The organism is Haladaptatus sp. W1, assembly GCF_001723155.1.
Classification (GTDB): domain Archaea; phylum Halobacteriota; class Halobacteria; order Halobacteriales; family Haladaptataceae; genus Haladaptatus; species Haladaptatus paucihalophilus.
This window is the reverse complement of sequence record NZ_MEIH01000337.1, coordinates 1-17,149: the sequence shown is the minus strand read 5'-3', so window position 1 is coordinate 17,149 and position 17,149 is coordinate 1. Positions and strand designations below refer to the sequence as shown.

Below are 17,149 nucleotides of genomic sequence, written 5' to 3'. Positions count from 1 at the left end.
GGAACGGACCGGCACACCGAATGGGGGATCCAATGCCAGATACGTATGTCGGCGCTATCGACCAAGGGACGACCGGAACGCGGTTCATGCTGTTCGACCATGACGGTCGCGTCGTCGAAAGCGCCTACGAGAAGCACGAACAGAAATACCCGGAACCGGGATGGGTCGAACACGACCCGCTCGAAATCTGGGAGAACACGCAACACGTCGTCACGACCGCACTGGACGAGGCCGACGTCGCTGCCGACCAGTTGGAGGCCATCGGCATCACGAACCAGCGCGAGACGACCCTGCTGTGGGACGCCGATAGCGGCAGTCCGATACACGACGCCATCGTGTGGCAGGACCGCCGCACGACCGACCGGGTTGAGCAGTTGGAGTCGGAGGGCAAGGTCGAGGACATTCGGGCGAAGACGGGGTTGGAACCGGACGCGTACTTCTCGGCGACGAAAGCCGAATGGCTGCTCGACAACACCGACCCGATAAAACTCCAACGCGCCCGCCCGGCGGACATCCGGGAGCGCGCCGAGGAGGGCGAAATCCTGTTCGGAACCATCGACTCGTGGCTGATATACAACCTGACGGGCGAGCACATCACGGACGTGACGAACGCGTCCCGAACGATGCTGTTCGACATCCACGAGATGGACTGGGACGACGAACTCTGTGAGGAGTTCAGCGTCCCGCGCGAGATGTTGCCCGAAGTCCGCCCGTCGAGCGACGACGAGACCTACGGCTCGACCGACCCCGACGGGTTCCTCGGCGCGGAAGTCCCGGTCGCGGGCGCGTTCGGCGACCAGCAGGCGGCGCTGTTCGGCCAGACCTGCTTCGACGCCGGGGACGCCAAGAACACCTACGGGACGGGGAGTTTCTTCCTGCTCAACACCGGCGACGAGGCCGTCGAGAGCGAACACGGCCTCCTCACGACGGTCGGGTTCCAGCGCTCGGGCGAACCGGTGCAGTACGCGCTCGAAGGCTCCATCTTCGTCACCGGCGCGGCCATCGAGTGGCTCGCGGACGTCGGCTTCATCGACGACGCGGCGGCCACGGAGTCGATGGCTCGAAGCGTCGATTCGACGGACGGCGTGTACATGGTTCCGGCGTTCACCGGCCTCGGTGCGCCACACTGGAACCAGCGCGCCCGCGGCACCCTCGTCGGGATGACGCGCGGAACTCGACCCGCGCACATCGTTCGGGCGACGCTCGAATCCATCGCCTACCAGACCCGCGACGTGGCCGAGGCGATGGAGGCCGACAGCGGCATCGACATCGAGTCGTTGAAAGTCGACGGCGGTGCGGTGAAGAACAACTTCCTCTGTCAGTTGCAGGCCGATATTCTAGGGGCGGACATCGTTCGCCCCGTGGTGGACGAGACGACGGCGCTCGGGTCGGCCTACGCCGCCGGACTCGCCGTCGGCTACTGGGACTCGACGGACGATCTCCGAACGAACTGGCAGGTGGACCGCGAGTTCGAGCCGAAGATGTCGGAAGCCGAGGCCGACGAGATGTACGACCGCTGGGAGGATGCCGTCGAGCGCTCCCTCGGTTGGGCGCGCGAGGGGGGTGCCTGAGATGACGAGCGACGCGGAAACCGAGGACGTCGAGGCCGCTTCCGGCGATAGTGAAATCGCCACCGATGGCGGAGAAGTCGCTACCGACGGCGGAGAGATGGAGGAATATTGGGGTGCGAAGTACGTCAACGAACTCGTCGGCACGTTCATCCTCATCCTCCTCGGCGACGGTGCGGTCGTCGTCTCGGTGTTGACGGGGGGCTTCGACCTGTTCGGCGTGGCCGTCCTGTGGGGATTCGCCGTGATGTTCGCCGTCTACTGGGTCGGCGGCGTCTCGGAGGGTCACATCAACCCGGCGGTGACGATTGCGAACGCCGTTTGGCGCGACTTCCCGTGGAAGCACGTTCCGGGCTACATCGTCTCCCAAATCGTGGGGGCGTTTCTGGCGGCCGGAACCCTGCTCGTCACGTGGTCGGGGTACTACCAGCAGTTCAGTCAGGCGAACAACGTCGTCCGCGGCCAGCCCGGCAGTTCGATAACGGGGATGACCCTCTGGACGTTCTTCCCGAATCCGGCGTTCGCGGGCGTGAAAGTCGGCGACTTCAACACGCTGAAGGAGGCGGCTTTCCTCGTCTCGTTCCCGCAAGCGTTCTTCAGCGAGGTGGTCATCACGGCCATCCTCGTCGGCGTCATCTTCGCGCTGGTGGACGACGACAATCCGATGGGAACGCGGGCGTCGCCCGGCATCGCGGCGTTCCTCATCGGGCTGACCGTCGCGGCGCTCGTCCAGTACGAAGCGCCCATCAGCATGGCGGCGTTGAACCCCGCTCGCGACCTCGGTCCGCGGATTCTGGGCTATCTCGCCGGGTGGGGGAGCGTCGCCTTCCCCGGACCGCGCGGCGGTTGGTGGCTCCCGTCCGTCTCGACCATCGTCGGCGGCATCATCGGCGGCGGCCTCTACGACTTCCTGACGCGTCGGTACGTCATCAGGCTCGAAGCCGAGGAGATAGAACCCGAGGAACCGGCGGTCCACGACGAGGAACAGGAACGCCCGGCGGGAGGGAGCTAGAGGGCCGCCGTGACGACTTCGGACGACCCAAAGCGTTCGACGGGTGCCTACCTCAGACTGGTGTTCCTCGACCCGGTGAGTCTCGTGGGACTGGCGGTCCTCGCGTCCGGGCTGGCGCTCGTCGCCATCTCCGCACCCGGAACGTCGGTTCACGAACCGCTGCTCGGCGGGTCGCTGATGCTGGTCGGCACCGTGTTGTTCGCGCTCGGCTACACCCGTGCACAGTGGGGGTTGCGGAAATGGCGTTGATGGCAGAAACGACGGCGGCGATAGCATGAAGCGGGTTCCGTTCCAATTGTCGACAATGAGCCGGATGGAACGTACCGTCACCATCGTCCCGGAGGCCGGACTGCACGCCCGACCAGCCGCGCGGTTCGTCACGATCGCAAACGAGTTCGACGCCGACTGTACCGTCTCCCTCGTGGACGGCGACCCAGTGGATGCCCGAAGCATGTTGTCGGTTACGACGCTCAACGCGCGGCAGGACGACGACGTTCACCTCGTCGCGGAGGGCGACGACGCCGAGGAGGCCCTCGACGCGCTGGCGGACGTTCTCACGACCCCGGAGGACGAAGAATCGTGACGACCGAACTTTCGGGAACAGGGGTGACGCCGCGCGCCGGCGTCGGCCGGGTCGTCTGGTATCGCGGGACGACCGATTTGGGCGACCCGCCTGACCCGACGACCGTCGACCCCGAGGAGGAACTCGCGGCGTTCGAATCGGCACAGGAAGCCGCCCACGAGGAACTCGAACGGGAGCGAGAACGAACGCGCGACCGCCTCGGCGAGGACGAGGCCGAAATCTTCGACGCACACCGGGCGTTTCTGGACGACCCGGAGATAACCGGCGGCATCGAGGCCGCCATCGAGAACGGCCTCCCCGCGCCGCACGCGATTCGACGGGCGTTCGAGGACCCCATCGCCCGCTTCGAGAACTTGGAGGGATCGATGGCGGAGCGGGCGGACGACCTCCGCGACGTGCGCGACCGACTGCTTCGACTCGTGACGGACGGCGACCGTACCGACCTCGGCGACCTTCCGAACGGCTCGATTCTCGTCGCCGAACGACTCACCCCGAGCGACACGGCACAGCTCGACCCCGACGCGCTCGCCGGATTCGCAACCATCTTCGGCGGTCGAACGTCGCACGCCGCAATTTTCGCCCGGTCGCTCGGTATTCCCGCCGTGGTCGGCGTCGGCGATGAACTCGCCCAAGTCGGCGACGGGCGGGAGCTGCTGGTTGACGGCGAGGACGGAACGGTCGTCATCGACCCCGACGACGACGCCCGGAGCCGGATTTCGGACGCGGAGGCGGCCGTCGTCGCAGAGCACGTCTCGACGGCGGACGGACGCGAAATCGAAGCCGCGGCGAACGTCGGGACGCTCGCGGAACTCGACGCGGCCGCGGAGCAGGGAGCCGACGGCATCGGTCTCTTTCGAACCGAGTTCCTGTTCCTCGATCGCGACGCTCCCCCGGACGAGCAAGAGCAGTACGAAGCCTACACCGCGGCGCTGACCGCGTTTCCCGGCGAGCGGGTCGTCGTCCGAACGCTCGATGTCGGCGGCGACAAACCTATCCCGTACCTCGACGCGCCCGCCGAGGAGAACCCTTTCCTCGGCGTGCGCGGGATTCGACGCTCGCTCGCTTCCGATTCGGACCTGTTCGACACCCAGTTGCGCGCCCTGCTCCGGGCCGCCGGTGACGACGAAGACGCGGACGGCTCCCTCGCCGTAATGTTCCCCCTCGTCGCCACCGTCGAGGAGCTGGACGCCGCGCTTTCCCGCGTCGAATCCGTCGCCGAGGAACTGGCCGCCGATGGCATCGACTACGCGATTCCCGAACTCGGCGTGATGATAGAGACGCCGGGGTCCGTGTTCGCGGCCAAAGCCCTCGCAAAACGGGTGTCGTTCCTCAGCATCGGCACGAACGACCTCACGCAGTACGTGATGGCCGCTTCCCGCGAGAACGACCGGACCGCGGACCTCCACGACCCGCTGTATCCCGCCGTCCTCCGCGCGATTCGCCGAACGGTGACGGCGGGCCACGACGGAGACGCGTGGGTCGGCATGTGCGGCGAGATGGCCGGCGACCCCGACCTGACGGAACTGCTCGTCGGCTTGGGACTGGACGAGTTGAGCATGAGCGCCATCACGGTTCCCGACGTGAAGGCGAACGTCCGCGAGGTCGATGCCGACGACGCGCGCGAGCACGCCGAGCGAATCCTCGACGCCGAAACGCGGTCGGAAGTCCGTCGGCTGCTCTCGGCTGAGAGTTCGGCGTAAATAGATGCGTATCGCCTGACTGCGCCACCCTCGAAACTGGTCGATTTCTCAACATTTATTGTTCGTCCCGAATCACGAAGGTGTATGCAGCCCCGCAAACATCGACGGAGGGTTCGGCAGTTGCTCACCCTCATCGTCGTCCTCCTCGCGCTCTCCACGCTGACCGTTCGGACGTACGTCTCCCTCGAATACGGCTGGGACTCCGGACTCGCCTTCGACCTCATCGGCTACCTCGGCTGGGCGGCCGTCGGGGTTGGACTGCTCTCGGTCGTCACGAGTTTCGGCCGGGACGCCATCGAACGGGTGCAGGCTCGGTACGCCGCCGAGCCGTAATCGACCGAAACACGGTCGAGGGCGTCCCCGTCGGCGACTTACAGCTTCGAAATCTCCGCCGCTTCTTCCGCCGCTTCGAGCACGGATTCGACGGTCGCCTTCGGACTCGTGGCCGCGACCGCCGCGTTGACCGCGCCTTCGAGAATCGGTGCGTCGGCGATTTCGGCCTCCACGTCGGCCATCTCGATGGCGAGTTCCGTGTTCATCACCGCGCTTCCCAAATCGACGAGGACGACGACGCCCTTCTCGTCGGCGAGCGCGTCCAACGCCTCCTGAATCACCGGCGTGCTCGTTCCGAGGCCGCCGTCCGGGTCGCCCCCGACCGCCTCGATGGATACGTCGCCCGCCATCTCGGCCGCGACTTCTCGAATCCCTTCCGCGGCGCGTTCGCTGTGGGAGACGACGACGAGGCCGACCATTCAGACCCCCTCCGGTCCGCCGTCGCCGGGCGTCGGTTCCTCGTCCGGCACCGTCGGCGACGTCGCGTCCGCTTCGAGACTCCCGTCGCCGAGGTACTCGACCGCCGTCTCCTGCAGTTCCTCGACGATGCACAGGGTGCTCGTCGCGCCGGGGTCCTGATGGCCGACCGACCGCCACCCCAGATACGACGCCCGGCCCTTCTTCGCCCGGATGGGCGTCGTGAAGTCCACGCCGCGTTGGCACGCATCGACGGCCTTCGTCAGCGCCTCGACGGGTTCGAGGTCGTCCTCCTCGATGGACTTCTTGTAGGTGTGGACGGCGGGCGTCAGCGCGTCAACCATCGTCTTCGCGCCGACCGGCGCGTCACCCCTGTCCTGCACTTTGTCCAGGAACGCCTCGGCGAAGGCCACTGTCGATTCGGCCGTGATGCCGTCTTCTAACTCCGCGCTGGCGCTCATGAACGACCCGCCGTACAGCGGTCCGGCGGCCCCGCCGACCTCCGAGATGAGCGTCACGCCGACCGTTTTCACGAGTTCGGCGGCGTCGGCGTCGTCCATCCCGTCCGTCTTTTCGAGGACGGCCTGAAACCCGCGGTCCATGTTCGCGCCGTGGTCGGCGTCGCCGATGGCCGAGTCGAGGTCGGTCAAGTACTCCTTCTCTTCTTCCATCCGCGCCGCGACGCGCTCGATTGCGGAACGCACCGCTTCCCGCTCCGTTGCTGTGTCAGCCATTGCTTGCTGGAAGCACGCGGCGCGATGGGGTAAAGCTTCGCTCGGGTCGAGTGGTTGGTTACGTTCCGTGGCGGGATACCCCACGCGCACCGAGTTGACTCGTGGTGTCTCGGCCGCTCTCGTGCGGGACGGATGAAACGCATCGCACGCTTCACGAAGGACTGTACCTATCGCTACAGCCTACCTTCGTGTCGCTACGGGGGGTGGTCTCGGTACTTCGTCCGAGTCGGCCAGCGTCGTCTGGCCCCAGATAACCGTAATCGCTACGGCGACCCCTATCCAGAGCAGAATCGCGATGGCATCCGTTCGTCGCGTGACGTGGACGATTTCGCCGGTGAAGTTGATCATTCCGTGCAGGAGGATGATGGCGAGTATGCTTCGAGACGTGTTGTTATACACCCACGTAAACACCACTGACAACGGGACGACCCCGACCATGAACAGCCAGAACTCCACCGTCCCGACGCCGAGTCCCTGCTGATACGACCCCGAGATGAAGAACAACGGGAGGTGCCAAATCGCCCAGACGACGCCGAGAATCAGACTCGCTACGAGGGCGGACCAACGAAGTTGAAGCCGGTCTAATACGTACCCGCGCCACCCCAATTCTTCGACGAAGGGGGGAAGCGTCGCAAAGAAAACCGCTGGAACGAGCGAGAGGGGATTCGCGGCAAATCCTTGGACGCCCTCGCTCCAGATTGCGCCCGTCCCGCCGAATAGAATATCCACGACGGCCGCGATGACGTTCACCACCGGTGCGAGCAGGAGTATCACGAGCACCCACTGGATGCCAATCGGTCGAACGTTCGTTAGACGTCGCCAGTAATCCGTTCGACCCCGTTCATCGTACACGAGATACGTAAATCCGATTCCGGCGATTCCGGGGCCGGAAAGCCCCGCCAGTAGCAGTAGAACTCCTCCTCCGCTGTCGAAACTCAAATCGAGCGTGACGGCGAGTAGCCAGAACGACCACGTGATGGCGAACGTAACGGCGAAGAACAGCCACGGGTTCGTGACGAACGTGGCCGTGCTGTCACCCGTCGTTCGTGCTGTTTCGGTCATATTGACGCTGCTCTCTTTTCTCAACCCCTATTTCGACTTTTGTATACGATGGCACTGAGATGAAATATATCTGCGCTCTAAATAGAGCTGCTCGCGGTAAACGAAATTTTGCCCCGGTTACTCGGTCACCGTCAGCGCGGGTGTCTCCGCCGGATGCGCCAGCAACTCCTTCAACTCGTCGTCCAGCACCAGCACGGTAACCGAACAGCCCTGCATGTCGAGCGAGGTCATGTAGTCGCCGACCCACGCGTCCCACGTCTCCAGTCCCCGGTCGTCCAGCATCGACTGGAGCTTTCGGTTCACGATGTACAGTTCCGACAGCGGCGTCCCGCCCATCCCGTTGACGATGGTGGCGACTTCGGCACCCTCGTCGGGGTCGAGGTCGTCGAGGACGTTTTCGGTCAGTCGCTCCGTTATCTCGTCCGCCGACATCATCTCGACGCGTTCGACGCCCGGTTCGCCGTGAATCCCGATGCCGAGTTCGATTTCGTCGTCACCGAGGTCGAACGTCGGTTCGCCCTTTTCCGGCGTGATACAGGAGGTCAGCGCGGTGCCCATCGTCGCCACGTTGTCGATAACCTTCTGGGCGACGCGCTGTACGTCGTCCAAATCGCCGCCCTCGTCGGCCATCGCGCCCGCGACCTTGTGGACGAAAATGGTACCACAGACGCCGCGCCGCCCGGAGGTGTACAGCGAATCCTCGACCGCCACGTCGTCGTTGACGACGACTTTGGCGACGTCAACGTCGGATTCCATCTCGGATAGCTCCCCCGCCGTCTCGAAGTTCATCACGTCGCCCTCGTAGTTCTTGATGACCATGAGGACGCCCTCGCCGCCGTCACAGGCCTGTACCATCTCGCTCACCTCGTCGGCGGTCGGCGAGGTGAACACCTCGCCCGCCGCCGCACCGTCCAACATCCCCGGCCCGAGATACCCCGCGTGCGTCGGTTCGTGGCCGCTCCCGCCGCCGCTCACGACCGCGACTTTCCCCTCGACCGGCGCGTCGCGTCGAACGAGCACGTTCGAGTCCTCGAGCCGCCGTACTTCGTCGGGATGTGCCGCGACCATCCCGTCCAGCATCTCGTCCACGACCGCCGACGGTTCGTTGATGAGTTTCTTCATGTGTCGTGTTACCATCTACTCCAGGGCGCATAAGGATTCCCTCGAATCGCGCGGCAGGCGCGCCAGAACGGGTCTTGGTTCCAACTTCCGTCCCCACTACTCCTTCCGATAGAATCCGAGGCGCACCCAACGCTTATACTATGTCAGAACTTCTATAGGTAAACTAGAGCACATTCATGGCACGGTTCGACTCCGACGAGCGCGAAGTGCGGGTACGGCAGGAGCGTGAGCGTGCGTCCGTGCATTCGACACGGAACGTTTCCGACCTCATCGTTTCGTTCGGTGCCGACGATGCGAAACGACGCGCGAGCGCCGCGTGGACCCTCGCGGAGGTCGCGGCCAACGACCCCGAACGCGTTCCCGTCCCCGACCTCACGCAGGCCATCACCGACGACGACCAGTGGGTACGACGCGGTGCGACGTGGGCGCTCGCGGAGGTCGCACAAGCGGACCCGAGAAGCGTCAAACCGACCATGGAGCACGTCTCCGATTTGGTCGAAGACGGTGACCCGCTGGTGCGCGAAAACGCAGTCGTCCGTTGCGGGCGTCGCCGAGGAGTATCCGCGGACGGCGGAACCGGTGTTCGATTCCCTGCTCGAACTCCGGGACGAGGGGAACGGGACCATCCGTCGATACGCGACCGAGGCGCTACAGCACATCTCCAACGCGCTCTCGGGGGCGACGTTGGACGGCGACCCGGTCGTCATCAGCGTGGCCGACCCGGACGTGGCGGCGCTGTTCCCGCCCGGTGCCAACGTCGTCCAGTTGGGGACGGCCGACACGGAATCCGGGAAACTCCGCATCGACCCCGCCTCGGCGATTGACGAGGACTCGACGCCCCATCAGGCGTCCCAGCGAACCGTCGGTTCCGGGTCCGAGTCCGGGCCGCCGTCTCCCGACGACATCGAATCGTCGCGTTCGCTTCCTGTCGAGTACGAGGACTTCGAGAAACTGCGGTCGGTCGGTCGCTCCCCGCTCGTCACCGCGCATCACGCGCGCGCTGCGACCCCCGCGAGCAACACGCCATGACGACCCTGTTCACGCTGCGCTCGGACCGCAGGGAGGAACCGCTGGTCGAGTCGTTCTTCGACGCGATAGACCGCTGGGAGGCCATCGACGACCACGACCACGTGCTGACGGTCCGGGCACGCGGCGACGAACCGCTGTGGGTCGCGACGGAGTTCACGGGCGGCGGCACGCTCGCCGACCACTTCGACGCCGGACTGGACGCCTCGCTTTGGTTCGCTCACAGCATCGTCAGGACGGTTTCACACGCTCACGCGGTCGGCGTCGTTCACGGCGGCCTCTGTCCCCCCTCGATTCGGTTCACGAGGACGTTCGGTTCGACGTGGCCCGTCCCGAAAGTCGGGGACTGGGGACTCGCCGACGTGATGACCGAGTTCAACCTATCGCCCGTCCCGTCGACCTACGCGACACCGGAGCACCTCGACCCCGAGTCGTTCAGCGGTATCGACCACTCGACCGACGTGTACGGTCTCGGGGCGGTTTTGTACGCCCTTTTCACCGGCGATGCGCCCTTCGCGGGCGACCCCCATCTCGTCGTGAAACGGGTCACCGCGGACGACCCGCCGACGCCGACCGACGTGAATCCCGACCTTCCGACGGAACTGGACGGTCTCCTCGAACGCGCGCTGGCGAAACGGAAACCGAACCGCTACGAGACGGTCGACGACGTTCGAGTCGCGCTCGAACACGTCATCGACGCTACCTCTCCAGAACTGATGGGTCGAATATATTAAATAACCGCGCGCTCATATCGAGGCACGCAGATGGTCATCTCACTCGCCCAGGTCGGCGCTGACGCCAGCGGGAGCGTCGTGCGGTTCATCGGTTCGGGGCTTCTTTCTGTCTCGGCCGCTATCTTCGGTTTCTACGCGTTCCGCAATCTCCGGTTGAACCGCTTGGAATCCCAGCGACCGTTCTGGCGGTATCTCGTCTCCATCGGCGTCGCTGGGGTGCTGTACGGCGCGCTCGGAATGGTCGGCGTGCTCTCTCCCGGTCGATGGCTCCTCGCGCTCGGTCACGCGGCGTTTCTGTTCTGCACCGTCTTTCTCGCGTTTGCGATGCGTGAACTGTACTACAACAGCACGTTGGCCCCGCCGTCGGACGAACGACGGATTCCGCTCTCGCAACTGCGCCGAATCGAGGTCGGTTTCGTCGGTATCATCCTTCTCGAACTCGTCGTCGTCCTGCTCCTCGGTCACGGTTCGGTCGTCTCGCTCGTCAAAGGTCTCGGAAGCCTCTCGTTTGCGGTCTACGGCCTCGTCTTCGCCGAGCGGTTGGAGTCGCTCGCACGCGGAACGTCCATCGACACGCTCCGTCGTCACCTGCTTCCGGTTCTCGTCTGCTCCGGCCTGCTCGGACTCGCCGACCTCGGCGTCGTCGTGGGCGTCGAATCGTTGCTCGTCAGCAGCGTCGAGAGCGTCTTCGTCGTGATGATCGGCGCGTTCCTGCTCACCGCGACGATTCGGCTCCAGCAAAACGTTCGGGGTCTTTCGACGCGGTAGTCCTCGTTTTCAATCGAGGCGCGCCATCTCCTCGTCCGTGAGGTCGATGTGCGACGCCGCGACGTTCTCGTGGAGGTGGTCCACGCTCGACGTGCCCGGAATCGGCAGCGTGACCGGCGAGTGATGGAGGAGCCACGCAAGCGCTATCTGTCGGTCCGAGGCACCGTGGTCCGCCGCGATGTCGTCGAGCACGTCGGCTTTGTCGCCGAGGTCGCCCGCCCCGAGCGGGAACCACGGGATGAAGCCGATGTCGTACTCCTCACAGGCTTCGAGCACGTCCTCGTGTTCGCGGTTGCCGACGTTGTACCGGTTCTGTACCGTGGCGATATCCACGATGTCGCGTGCTTCCTCCAACTGCTCGACGGAGACGTTGCTCAGGCCAACGTGTCGGACCTTCCCCTCGTCTTTTAGCTCCGCGAACGTGTTCACGGTGTCTTCGAAGGGGACGTCGGGGTCCGGGCGGTGGTACTGATACAGGTCGATAGTGTCTACGTTGAGCCGGTCGAGGCTACCGAGGATGGCGTTTCTGATGTATCCCGGCTCGCCGCACTTCGGCCACGAGCCGTCGCGCTCGTCGCGCCAGAGGCCGCCCTTCGTGGCGACCACTAGGTCGGACGGGTAGGGGTGGAGCGCCTCCCCGATGAGCCGCTCGCTCACGGCCGGGCCGTAGGAGTCCGCGGTATCGATGAAATTGGTCCCGGTCGAGACGACCTCGTGCAGGATGCGGCGCGCTTCCTCCTCGTCGTCGGGCCGTCCGATGATGTCCTCGCCGGTGAGACGCATCGCGCCGTAGCCGAGTCGGTTGACCGTCAGTTCGCCGCCGATGTCGAACGTGTCGCTTTCGTTTTCGAGTGTCACGTCGCTAGCTGTGGATTCGAAGGAGGTAACGTTTTTTGGCGAACAATGCGGGGCCGTTGTTTCAGGGACGTGGCCCCTCCGCGAAAACGGTTCCATTCAGCGGCCGATGAGGGAATACCTATAAACCGCTTCCGCTCATGCCTGCTAGTATGTCACAGGAAGTCGCCGGATTTGACGACGATTCCGGTCTGCCGCCCGCCGTCGTAGAGGGGATTCAGACGTTCAAGGCGGGAATCGTGAGTACTGCTGTCATGCTGTTCATCTTTCTCGTTTCGGAGGCGGAAACGGGCTTCAATCTGGGCGTTCCGGCCGCGATAGCGAAGTTCGTCGGAATGGACGGTGAACCCTACCTCGGGTTCGCCGTCTTCGTCTTCGCCGGTGTCGTCGTTTGGCCCCTGCTGTTCGCGGCGATAGAGGACCGATTCAAAGCGATTCCGGGCGGCGACGACATCGGCGTTCGCGGCATCTTGTTCGCGCTCCTGCTGTGGCTGGCGTTCCTCGGCCTCGGGTCGATGGGACTCCAAACAACGCGAGCAGGACCCCGGTGTAGCCGTCGTAGAACGCGAGAACGAACCCCGTCCAGAGGACGAATCCGTAGGGAATCCCCCTCGTCGCGTACGTCTCGCCCGGCAGGTAGGACCCGATGGAGACGAACAGGAGCGGCCACGTGATCATCCCGCCGCCGAGGAAGATGACGTACCCGACGGCCGCTGGATTCGAGGGAAGGAGCACGTCGGCACCTGTGAGCCGCGCCAGGACGGAAAACGAGTTGAGGTCGAACGCGCCGAGGGTCGTCCCGACCAGCAAAACGGCCGTCATGACGGCGGTGCCGACGAGGCCGCCGATGGCACCGATGAACCCGTCCGTGATGATGCCGGAGAGACTGTCGAAATCGGGTTCCGCGACGTCCTCGCCGACCTCGACCTCCACGGTCGCTTGTGTGTCATTATCAACCATGGTAGAGCGTACGACCCGCACCATCAAAAACCGTTCTTCCGTCACGAATCCGAGAGTTCGGGGCGCGGAGACGCGTTCGAACGGTGCGGAACGATGTCGGTGATGCGAAGCGTATCCGTCACTCCACGACGCTCGCCATGAGGTCAGGGAGAACGTCGGTCACGTCCCCGCGAACGTCGAACGCGGCGGTGGGACTGAACGGGGTTTCGTCGAAGTTGATGACGGCCGTCGTCGCTCCGCCGCGGTCGGCGGTTCGCGGGAGCGACGCCGCCGGTTCGACCGTGAGCGACGACCCGATGGCGAGGAACACGTCCGCCCGTTGTGCGTAGCGGCGAGCGCGATAGAGCGTGTCCTCGTCCAACCGCTCACCGAACAACACCACGTCCGGTTTGAAGAGGCCGCCACAGTCGCCACATCGAGGTGGCAGTTCGCCGGATTCGATACGACGACGAACCGGGGCGGCGTCCGTTCGCCGCCCGCACTCTTCACAGACGACGCGGTGGGCGTTGCCGTGTAGTTCGAGCAGTTCCGCGGCTATCGAATCACCACGGCCGCCGCGCGCGTGGAGGCCGTCCGTGTTTTGCGTGATGATGGCGTCTAGCTGCCCATCGTCGGCGAGTTCGGCGAGCGCATCGTGGGCCTCGTTGGGTTCGATGTCGCCGCCGAACATCGTCTCGTGGAGCGCGAGGCGGTCAGACCAGAACGCGGCGGGGTCGGCGCGAAACCGTTGGTAGTAGAAATCTTCCGGGTCGAACCGATTCCAGAGACCCGAATCGCTTCGGAAGTCGGGGATTCCTGACGCGGTACTCATCCCCGCACCCGTAAACGCGACGACGGTTTCGGCGTCGCGGATGCGGTCCGCGAGCCGAGCGATGTCGTTCATGTCACTGTGTCAGTGGCAGCGGGATTGTATAGTTGTGGAAATCCGCGGGTGAGCCAACCGCGATAGTTCCAAAACGATGGTGAAAGAATCGTGTACCGACCGAATCACGTCATTTCGCCTGCCAACCGGTTTATGGTTCCCCCGCGTATCTGTGCACATATGACCCGAATCGTCGCTGGAACCGACAGCGCCGAGACGAGCGAGAAGCTCTGTGACTACCTCGAATCGCGGCTTACCGAAGCCGACGAGGTTCACGTCCTGAACTCCCTCCACGGCGGAAACGACGAGGAGATGGTCGAACAGGGACGGGAGGCGCTCTCGATGTTCGAGGACCTCCTCGGCGAGACGTTCGACGTCGAGACGGAGCAGAACACGAACGCGAGCGACCCCGCCCACGACCTGCTCACCGCCGCAGACGAGTACGACGCCGACGAAATCGTCCTCGGCCTGACTCAGAAACGGAGCCCCGCTCAGAAGGTGTTGTTCGGTAGCAACACCCAATCCGTTCTCATGCAGACCCGGCATCCGGTCGTCGGCGTCCCGCTTCGAAAGTCCAGATAAATATCGACGACCGTTTTCATCGACTGGGAACGGCCCAGTCGGTTAAGACACGTCCGTCCCAAGTGGGATTACGAGCCGCATTGCACCGTGAAATCACGACCGACAGTTACCGAAATTTGGTAGAGACACGACCACAATGAATCTCCTCGGAGAAGCCGCGGCCGGTGTCGGACTCGGACTCACGCTGGTCGCCGCCGCGCTCTTGCTCGCTCGTTCGATAAACATCAAAGAAGCAATCAAAACCAAGCAGACGCCGAAGACCGACGGCGGCTACGTCAGCGGATTTCCGGCCGGGTACGGAAAACCGACCGGTCTCGTCCGGTGGCTGACGACCGTCGACCACAAGGACATCGGCCTGCTCTATCTGCTGTTCGGAAGCGTCGCGTTCTTCTGGGGTGGCATGGACGCGATGATGATTCGGACGGAACTGTTCACGCCGGAAGTGGACGTGTGGAACGCCACGACCTACAACGGCCTGTTCACCATGCACGGCCTGACGATGCTGTTTTTCTTCGCCACGCCCATCCTATTCGGATTTGCGAACTACTTCCTTCCCCTCCTCATCGGCGCGGACGACATGGCGTTCCCGCGCATCAACGCCATCGCCTTCTGGCTCCTCCCGGCGGCGTTCCTGCTGGTCCGGTTCGGCCTCGTCTCCGACATCTTCGGGCACGTCATTCAACCCGTACTCGGAAACGCGGCCGCAGAGCCGTTCTTCAGGCTCGAACCGCCGACGACGGGATGGACGATGTACACGCCGCTTTCGAGCCAACAGACGAATCCGATGATCAACGTGATGCTCCTCGGCCTGCACCTCTCCGGCCTCAGCACCACGATGGGAGCCATCAACATCATCGCGACGACGTTCACGCAGAAGGACGTGGAGTGGGCCGAACTCGACATCTTCTCGTGGACGCTGCTCACGATGAGCGGCCTCATCCTGTTCGCGTTCCCGCTGCTCGGCAGCGCCATCATCATGCTGCTGTTCGACCGCGTGTTCAGCACGACGTTCTTCGCGTTGAGCGGTGGCGGGCCGCTCCTCTGGCAGAACCTCTTCTGGTTCTTCGGGCACCCGGAGGTGTACATCCTCGTCCTCCCGCCGATGGGGTTGATAAGCCTCATCCTGCCGCGCTTTGCGGGGCGGAAGCTGTTCGGGTTCAAGTTCGTCGTCTACTCGACGTTGGCCATCGGCGTCCTGTCCTTCGGCGTCTGGGCGCATCACATGTTCACGACCGGGATGGACCCGCGCCTCAGGGCGAGCTTTATGGCGGTGTCGCTGGCCATCGCGGTGCCCAGCGCCGTCAAGGTCTTTAACTGGATTTCCACGATGTGGAACGGGGACATCCGCCTGACAGCACCGATGCTGTTCTGCATCGGGTCGATAGCGACGTTCATCATCGGGGGCGTGACGGGCGTCTTCCTCGCCTCGATTCCGGTGGACCTCATGCTCCACGACACCTACTACGTCGTCGGCCACTTCCACCTCATCATCATGGGGCTGATTCCGTTCGCCATGTTCGCGGCGGTCTACTACTGGTTCCCCATCTTCACCGGCCGAATGTACAACAGAACCCTCGCAAAGGTCCATTTCTGGATCACGTTCGTCGGCGTCATGCTGACGTTCAACACCATCATCGTCCTCGGCATGATGGGCTTACCGCGTCGCTACGCGAGTTACCCGCCGCAGTTCGCGTTCCTCCAGCAAGTCGCCACCGTCGGCGCGTTCATCATCGCGCTCGGCACGCTGGTTTGGGTGTGGAACATGCTCCAGTCCTACCGGAACGGACCCATCGTCACCGACGCGGACGTGTGGAACCTGAAGGAGTACGGCTTCTTCTCCCGCGAGTGGCAGTGGTTCGAGGAACGGTTGGAATAGTCAAATCACGACTCCTTCTTATCGCGTGAATCGGCCGTAGAAGACCCCCAACGAGTAGCCGTAGGCGAGGTGTGCGAGCAGGCTGAAGACGATGTAGAGGAAGAAAAACGCGCCCTCCAGTTGGAGTCCCATCGACCCGAGGCCGAGGAACGCCAGCCACAGCAGGAGCGCGAACAAGATGCCGCGAACGCCGATGTCGTCGCCGCCCGGAATCGCTTTGAATCGGTCCTCTATCGCCGCGAACAGCAGGGGCCAAACGACGACACCGGCGAAGACGAAGACGGCGAACCCGAGGTAGGGTTCACCGTCCATTCCGACGAACTTCGCTATCGCGGCCGGAACGCCCAGATTGAAGCCCGTTTCCGCCTCCGAAACGAGAAAGATGAACAGCATGACAGCAGTACTCACGATTCCCGCCTTGAACGTCTGAATCCCCTCTACGACGGCGGGCGGCAGACCGGAATCGTCGTCAAATCCGGCGACTTCCTGTGACATACTAGCAGGCATGAGCGGAAGCGGTTTATAGGTATTCCCTCATCGGCCGCTGAATGGAACCGTTTTCGCGGAGGGGCCACGTCCCTGAAACAACGGCCCCGCATTGTTCGCCAAAAAACGTTACCTCCTTCGAATCCACAGCTAGCGACGTGACACTCGAAAACGAAAGCGACACGTTCGACATCGGCGGCGAACTGACGGTCAACCGACTCGGCTACGGCGCGATGCGTCTCACCGGCGAGGACATCATCGGACGGCCCGACGACGAGGAGGAAGCGCGCCGCATCCTGCACGAGGTCGTCTCGACCGGGACCAATTTCATCGATACCGCGGACTCCTACGGCCCGGCCGTGAGCGAGCGGCTCATCGGGGAGGCGCTCCACCCCTACCCGTCCGACCTAGTGGTCGCCACGAAGGGCGGCCTCTGGCGCGACGAGCGCGACGGCTCGTGGCCGAAGTG

The 17,149-nt window shown here is 64.1% G+C and carries 20 protein-coding genes and 2 pseudogenes; 14 read left to right on the top strand and 8 right to left on the bottom strand.

Going from position 1 to position 17,149, the window contains the following annotated elements; all coding sequences use genetic code 11:
* Window positions 1-32: 32 nt before the first annotated feature.
* The 6 genes from glpK to BG842_RS19485 all read left to right on the top strand — a co-directional run bounded on the left by glpK (window position 33) and on the right by BG842_RS19485 (window position 5,196).
* The gene (gene glpK, locus BG842_RS19510; protein WP_069452080.1) at window positions 33-1,571 is read left to right on the top strand and encodes a glycerol kinase GlpK; all 1,539 of its coding nucleotides are present in this window, start codon (window positions 33-35) and stop codon (window positions 1,569-1,571) included.
* A 1-nt stretch (window position 1,572) separates the two neighbouring features.
* Window positions 1,573-2,580: an MIP/aquaporin family protein gene (locus BG842_RS19505; protein WP_069452079.1), complete on the top strand. Its 1,008-nt coding sequence runs from the start codon at window positions 1,573-1,575 to the stop codon at window positions 2,578-2,580.
* A gap of 9 nt (window positions 2,581-2,589) precedes the next feature.
* Window positions 2,590-2,829, top strand: a complete 240-nt coding sequence (locus tag BG842_RS19500) for a hypothetical protein (RefSeq protein WP_069452078.1) — start codon at window positions 2,590-2,592, stop codon at window positions 2,827-2,829.
* Window positions 2,830-2,893: 64 nt separating this feature from the next.
* Complete coding sequence (locus tag BG842_RS19495) at window positions 2,894-3,163, top strand: HPr family phosphocarrier protein (protein WP_069452077.1); 270 nt, start codon at window positions 2,894-2,896, stop codon at window positions 3,161-3,163.
* A complete protein-coding gene (ptsP, locus tag BG842_RS19490) occupies window positions 3,160-4,863 on the top strand; it encodes a phosphoenolpyruvate--protein phosphotransferase (RefSeq protein WP_069452076.1) in 1,704 nt (567 codons plus the stop codon). The genes BG842_RS19495 and ptsP overlap by 4 nt, the downstream gene beginning before the upstream one ends.
* Window positions 4,864-4,947: 84 nt before the next feature.
* The gene (locus BG842_RS19485) at window positions 4,948-5,196 is read left to right on the top strand and encodes a hypothetical protein (RefSeq protein ID WP_232423882.1); all 249 of its coding nucleotides are present in this window, start codon (window positions 4,948-4,950) and stop codon (window positions 5,194-5,196) included.
* Window positions 5,197-5,234: 38 nt separating this feature from the next.
* On the opposite strand, the gene dhaM is transcribed toward BG842_RS19485, so the two are convergent.
* From dhaM to dhaK, 4 genes are all read right to left on the bottom strand, one after another.
* Window positions 5,235-5,615: a dihydroxyacetone kinase phosphoryl donor subunit DhaM gene (dhaM, locus tag BG842_RS19480; protein ID WP_007980644.1), complete on the bottom strand. Its 381-nt coding sequence runs from the start codon at window positions 5,613-5,615 to the stop codon at window positions 5,235-5,237.
* Window positions 5,616-6,347, bottom strand: coding sequence for a dihydroxyacetone kinase subunit DhaL (dhaL, locus tag BG842_RS19475; RefSeq protein WP_069452075.1), 732 nt, complete (start codon window positions 6,345-6,347; stop codon window positions 5,616-5,618).
* 180 nt (window positions 6,348-6,527) lie between these two features.
* Window positions 6,528-7,409, bottom strand: a complete 882-nt coding sequence (locus BG842_RS19470; RefSeq protein WP_069452074.1) for a CPBP family intramembrane glutamic endopeptidase — start codon at window positions 7,407-7,409, stop codon at window positions 6,528-6,530.
* Between the two features lie 117 nt (window positions 7,410-7,526).
* Window positions 7,527-8,531, bottom strand: a complete 1,005-nt coding sequence (gene dhaK, locus BG842_RS19465) for a dihydroxyacetone kinase subunit DhaK (protein WP_069452073.1) — start codon at window positions 8,529-8,531, stop codon at window positions 7,527-7,529.
* A gap of 176 nt (window positions 8,532-8,707) precedes the next feature.
* Between dhaK and BG842_RS32000 the strand changes: the two are divergent.
* From BG842_RS32000 to BG842_RS19455, 4 genes and pseudogenes are all read left to right on the top strand, one after another.
* A pseudogene (locus BG842_RS32000) lies at window positions 8,708-9,001 on the top strand (HEAT repeat domain-containing protein); the annotation flags it as partial.
* A gap of 34 nt (window positions 9,002-9,035) precedes the next feature.
* A complete protein-coding gene (locus BG842_RS31995) occupies window positions 9,036-9,560 on the top strand; it encodes a hypothetical protein (protein ID WP_254663316.1) in 525 nt (174 codons plus the stop codon).
* A complete protein-coding gene (locus BG842_RS31990; protein ID WP_254663314.1) occupies window positions 9,557-10,291 on the top strand; it encodes a protein kinase in 735 nt (244 codons plus the stop codon). Before BG842_RS31995 ends, BG842_RS31990 begins: the two co-directional genes overlap by 4 nt.
* A 30-nt stretch (window positions 10,292-10,321) precedes the next feature.
* A complete protein-coding gene (locus BG842_RS19455) occupies window positions 10,322-11,059 on the top strand; it encodes a hypothetical protein (protein WP_069452072.1) in 738 nt (245 codons plus the stop codon).
* Window positions 11,060-11,068: 9 nt separating this feature from the next.
* Here the strand turns inward: BG842_RS19455 and BG842_RS19450 are convergent, their stop codons facing one another.
* Window positions 11,069-11,917 carry an aldo/keto reductase gene (locus BG842_RS19450; protein ID WP_069452071.1) on the bottom strand — a complete coding sequence of 283 codons (849 nt, stop codon included), beginning with the start codon at window positions 11,915-11,917 and terminating at the stop codon, window positions 11,069-11,071.
* A gap of 137 nt (window positions 11,918-12,054) precedes the next feature.
* Here BG842_RS19450 and BG842_RS32825 point away from each other — a divergent pair.
* Window positions 12,055-12,375 (top strand): annotated as a pseudogene (locus BG842_RS32825) (DUF6789 family protein); the annotation flags it as partial.
* On the opposite strand, the gene BG842_RS19440 reads toward BG842_RS32825, so the two are convergent.
* Complete coding sequence (locus tag BG842_RS19440) at window positions 12,341-12,874, bottom strand: DUF6789 family protein (protein WP_254663313.1); 534 nt, start codon at window positions 12,872-12,874, stop codon at window positions 12,341-12,343. The pseudogene BG842_RS32825 and the gene BG842_RS19440 sit on opposite strands and share 35 nt — an antisense overlap.
* A gap of 118 nt (window positions 12,875-12,992) precedes the next feature.
* Window positions 12,993-13,757 (bottom strand): NAD-dependent protein deacylase, encoded by a 765-nt coding sequence (locus BG842_RS19435; RefSeq protein WP_069452069.1) that lies wholly within the window; start codon window positions 13,755-13,757, stop codon window positions 12,993-12,995.
* A 159-nt stretch (window positions 13,758-13,916) separates the two neighbouring features.
* On the opposite strand from BG842_RS19435, the gene BG842_RS19430 reads away from it, so the two are divergent.
* A complete protein-coding gene (locus BG842_RS19430) occupies window positions 13,917-14,318 on the top strand; it encodes a universal stress protein (protein WP_069452096.1) in 402 nt (133 codons plus the stop codon).
* Window positions 14,319-14,454: 136 nt separating this feature from the next.
* On the top strand, window positions 14,455-16,194 hold the full coding sequence (locus tag BG842_RS19425; RefSeq protein ID WP_069452068.1) for a cbb3-type cytochrome c oxidase subunit I: 1,740 nt from the start codon (window positions 14,455-14,457) through the stop codon (window positions 16,192-16,194).
* A gap of 18 nt (window positions 16,195-16,212) precedes the next feature.
* Here the strand turns inward: BG842_RS19425 and BG842_RS19420 are convergent, their stop codons facing one another.
* Window positions 16,213-16,689 carry a DUF6789 family protein gene (locus tag BG842_RS19420; protein ID WP_069452067.1) on the bottom strand — a complete coding sequence of 159 codons (477 nt, stop codon included), beginning with the start codon at window positions 16,687-16,689 and terminating at the stop codon, window positions 16,213-16,215.
* Window positions 16,690-16,838: 149 nt separating this feature from the next.
* Here BG842_RS19420 and BG842_RS19415 point away from each other — a divergent pair.
* The coding region (locus BG842_RS19415) for an aldo/keto reductase (RefSeq protein WP_175424216.1) at window positions 16,839-17,149 on the top strand (311 nt) is incomplete at its 3' end.

Coding starts and splice junctions, on each gene's coding strand:
- BG842_RS19495 (WP_069452077.1), top strand. CDS start 2,894: ATGGAACGTACCGTCACCATCGTCCCGGAGGCCGGACTGCACGCCCGA.
- BG842_RS19485 (WP_232423882.1), top strand. CDS start 4,948: ATGCAGCCCCGCAAACATCGACGGAGGGTTCGGCAGTTGCTCACCCTC.
- BG842_RS19470 (WP_069452074.1), bottom strand. CDS start 7,409: ATGACCGAAACAGCACGAACGACGGGTGACAGCACGGCCACGTTCGTC.
- BG842_RS31990 (WP_254663314.1), top strand. CDS start 9,557: ATGACGACCCTGTTCACGCTGCGCTCGGACCGCAGGGAGGAACCGCTG.
- BG842_RS19440 (WP_254663313.1), bottom strand. CDS start 12,874: ATGGTTGATAATGACACACAAGCGACCGTGGAGGTCGAGGTCGGCGAG.
- dhaM (WP_007980644.1), bottom strand. CDS start 5,615: ATGGTCGGCCTCGTCGTCGTCTCCCACAGCGAACGCGCCGCGGAAGGG.
- BG842_RS19430 (WP_069452096.1), top strand. CDS start 13,917: ATGACCCGAATCGTCGCTGGAACCGACAGCGCCGAGACGAGCGAGAAG.
- dhaK (WP_069452073.1), bottom strand. CDS start 8,531: ATGAAGAAACTCATCAACGAACCGTCGGCGGTCGTGGACGAGATGCTG.
- glpK (WP_069452080.1), top strand. CDS start 33: ATGCCAGATACGTATGTCGGCGCTATCGACCAAGGGACGACCGGAACG.
- BG842_RS19505 (WP_069452079.1), top strand. CDS start 1,573: ATGACGAGCGACGCGGAAACCGAGGACGTCGAGGCCGCTTCCGGCGAT.
- BG842_RS19435 (WP_069452069.1), bottom strand. CDS start 13,757: ATGAACGACATCGCTCGGCTCGCGGACCGCATCCGCGACGCCGAAACC.
- dhaL (WP_069452075.1), bottom strand. CDS start 6,347: ATGGCTGACACAGCAACGGAGCGGGAAGCGGTGCGTTCCGCAATCGAG.
- BG842_RS19425 (WP_069452068.1), top strand. CDS start 14,455: ATGAATCTCCTCGGAGAAGCCGCGGCCGGTGTCGGACTCGGACTCACG.
- BG842_RS19455 (WP_069452072.1), top strand. CDS start 10,322: ATGGTCATCTCACTCGCCCAGGTCGGCGCTGACGCCAGCGGGAGCGTC.
- BG842_RS19420 (WP_069452067.1), bottom strand. CDS start 16,689: ATGTCACAGGAAGTCGCCGGATTTGACGACGATTCCGGTCTGCCGCCC.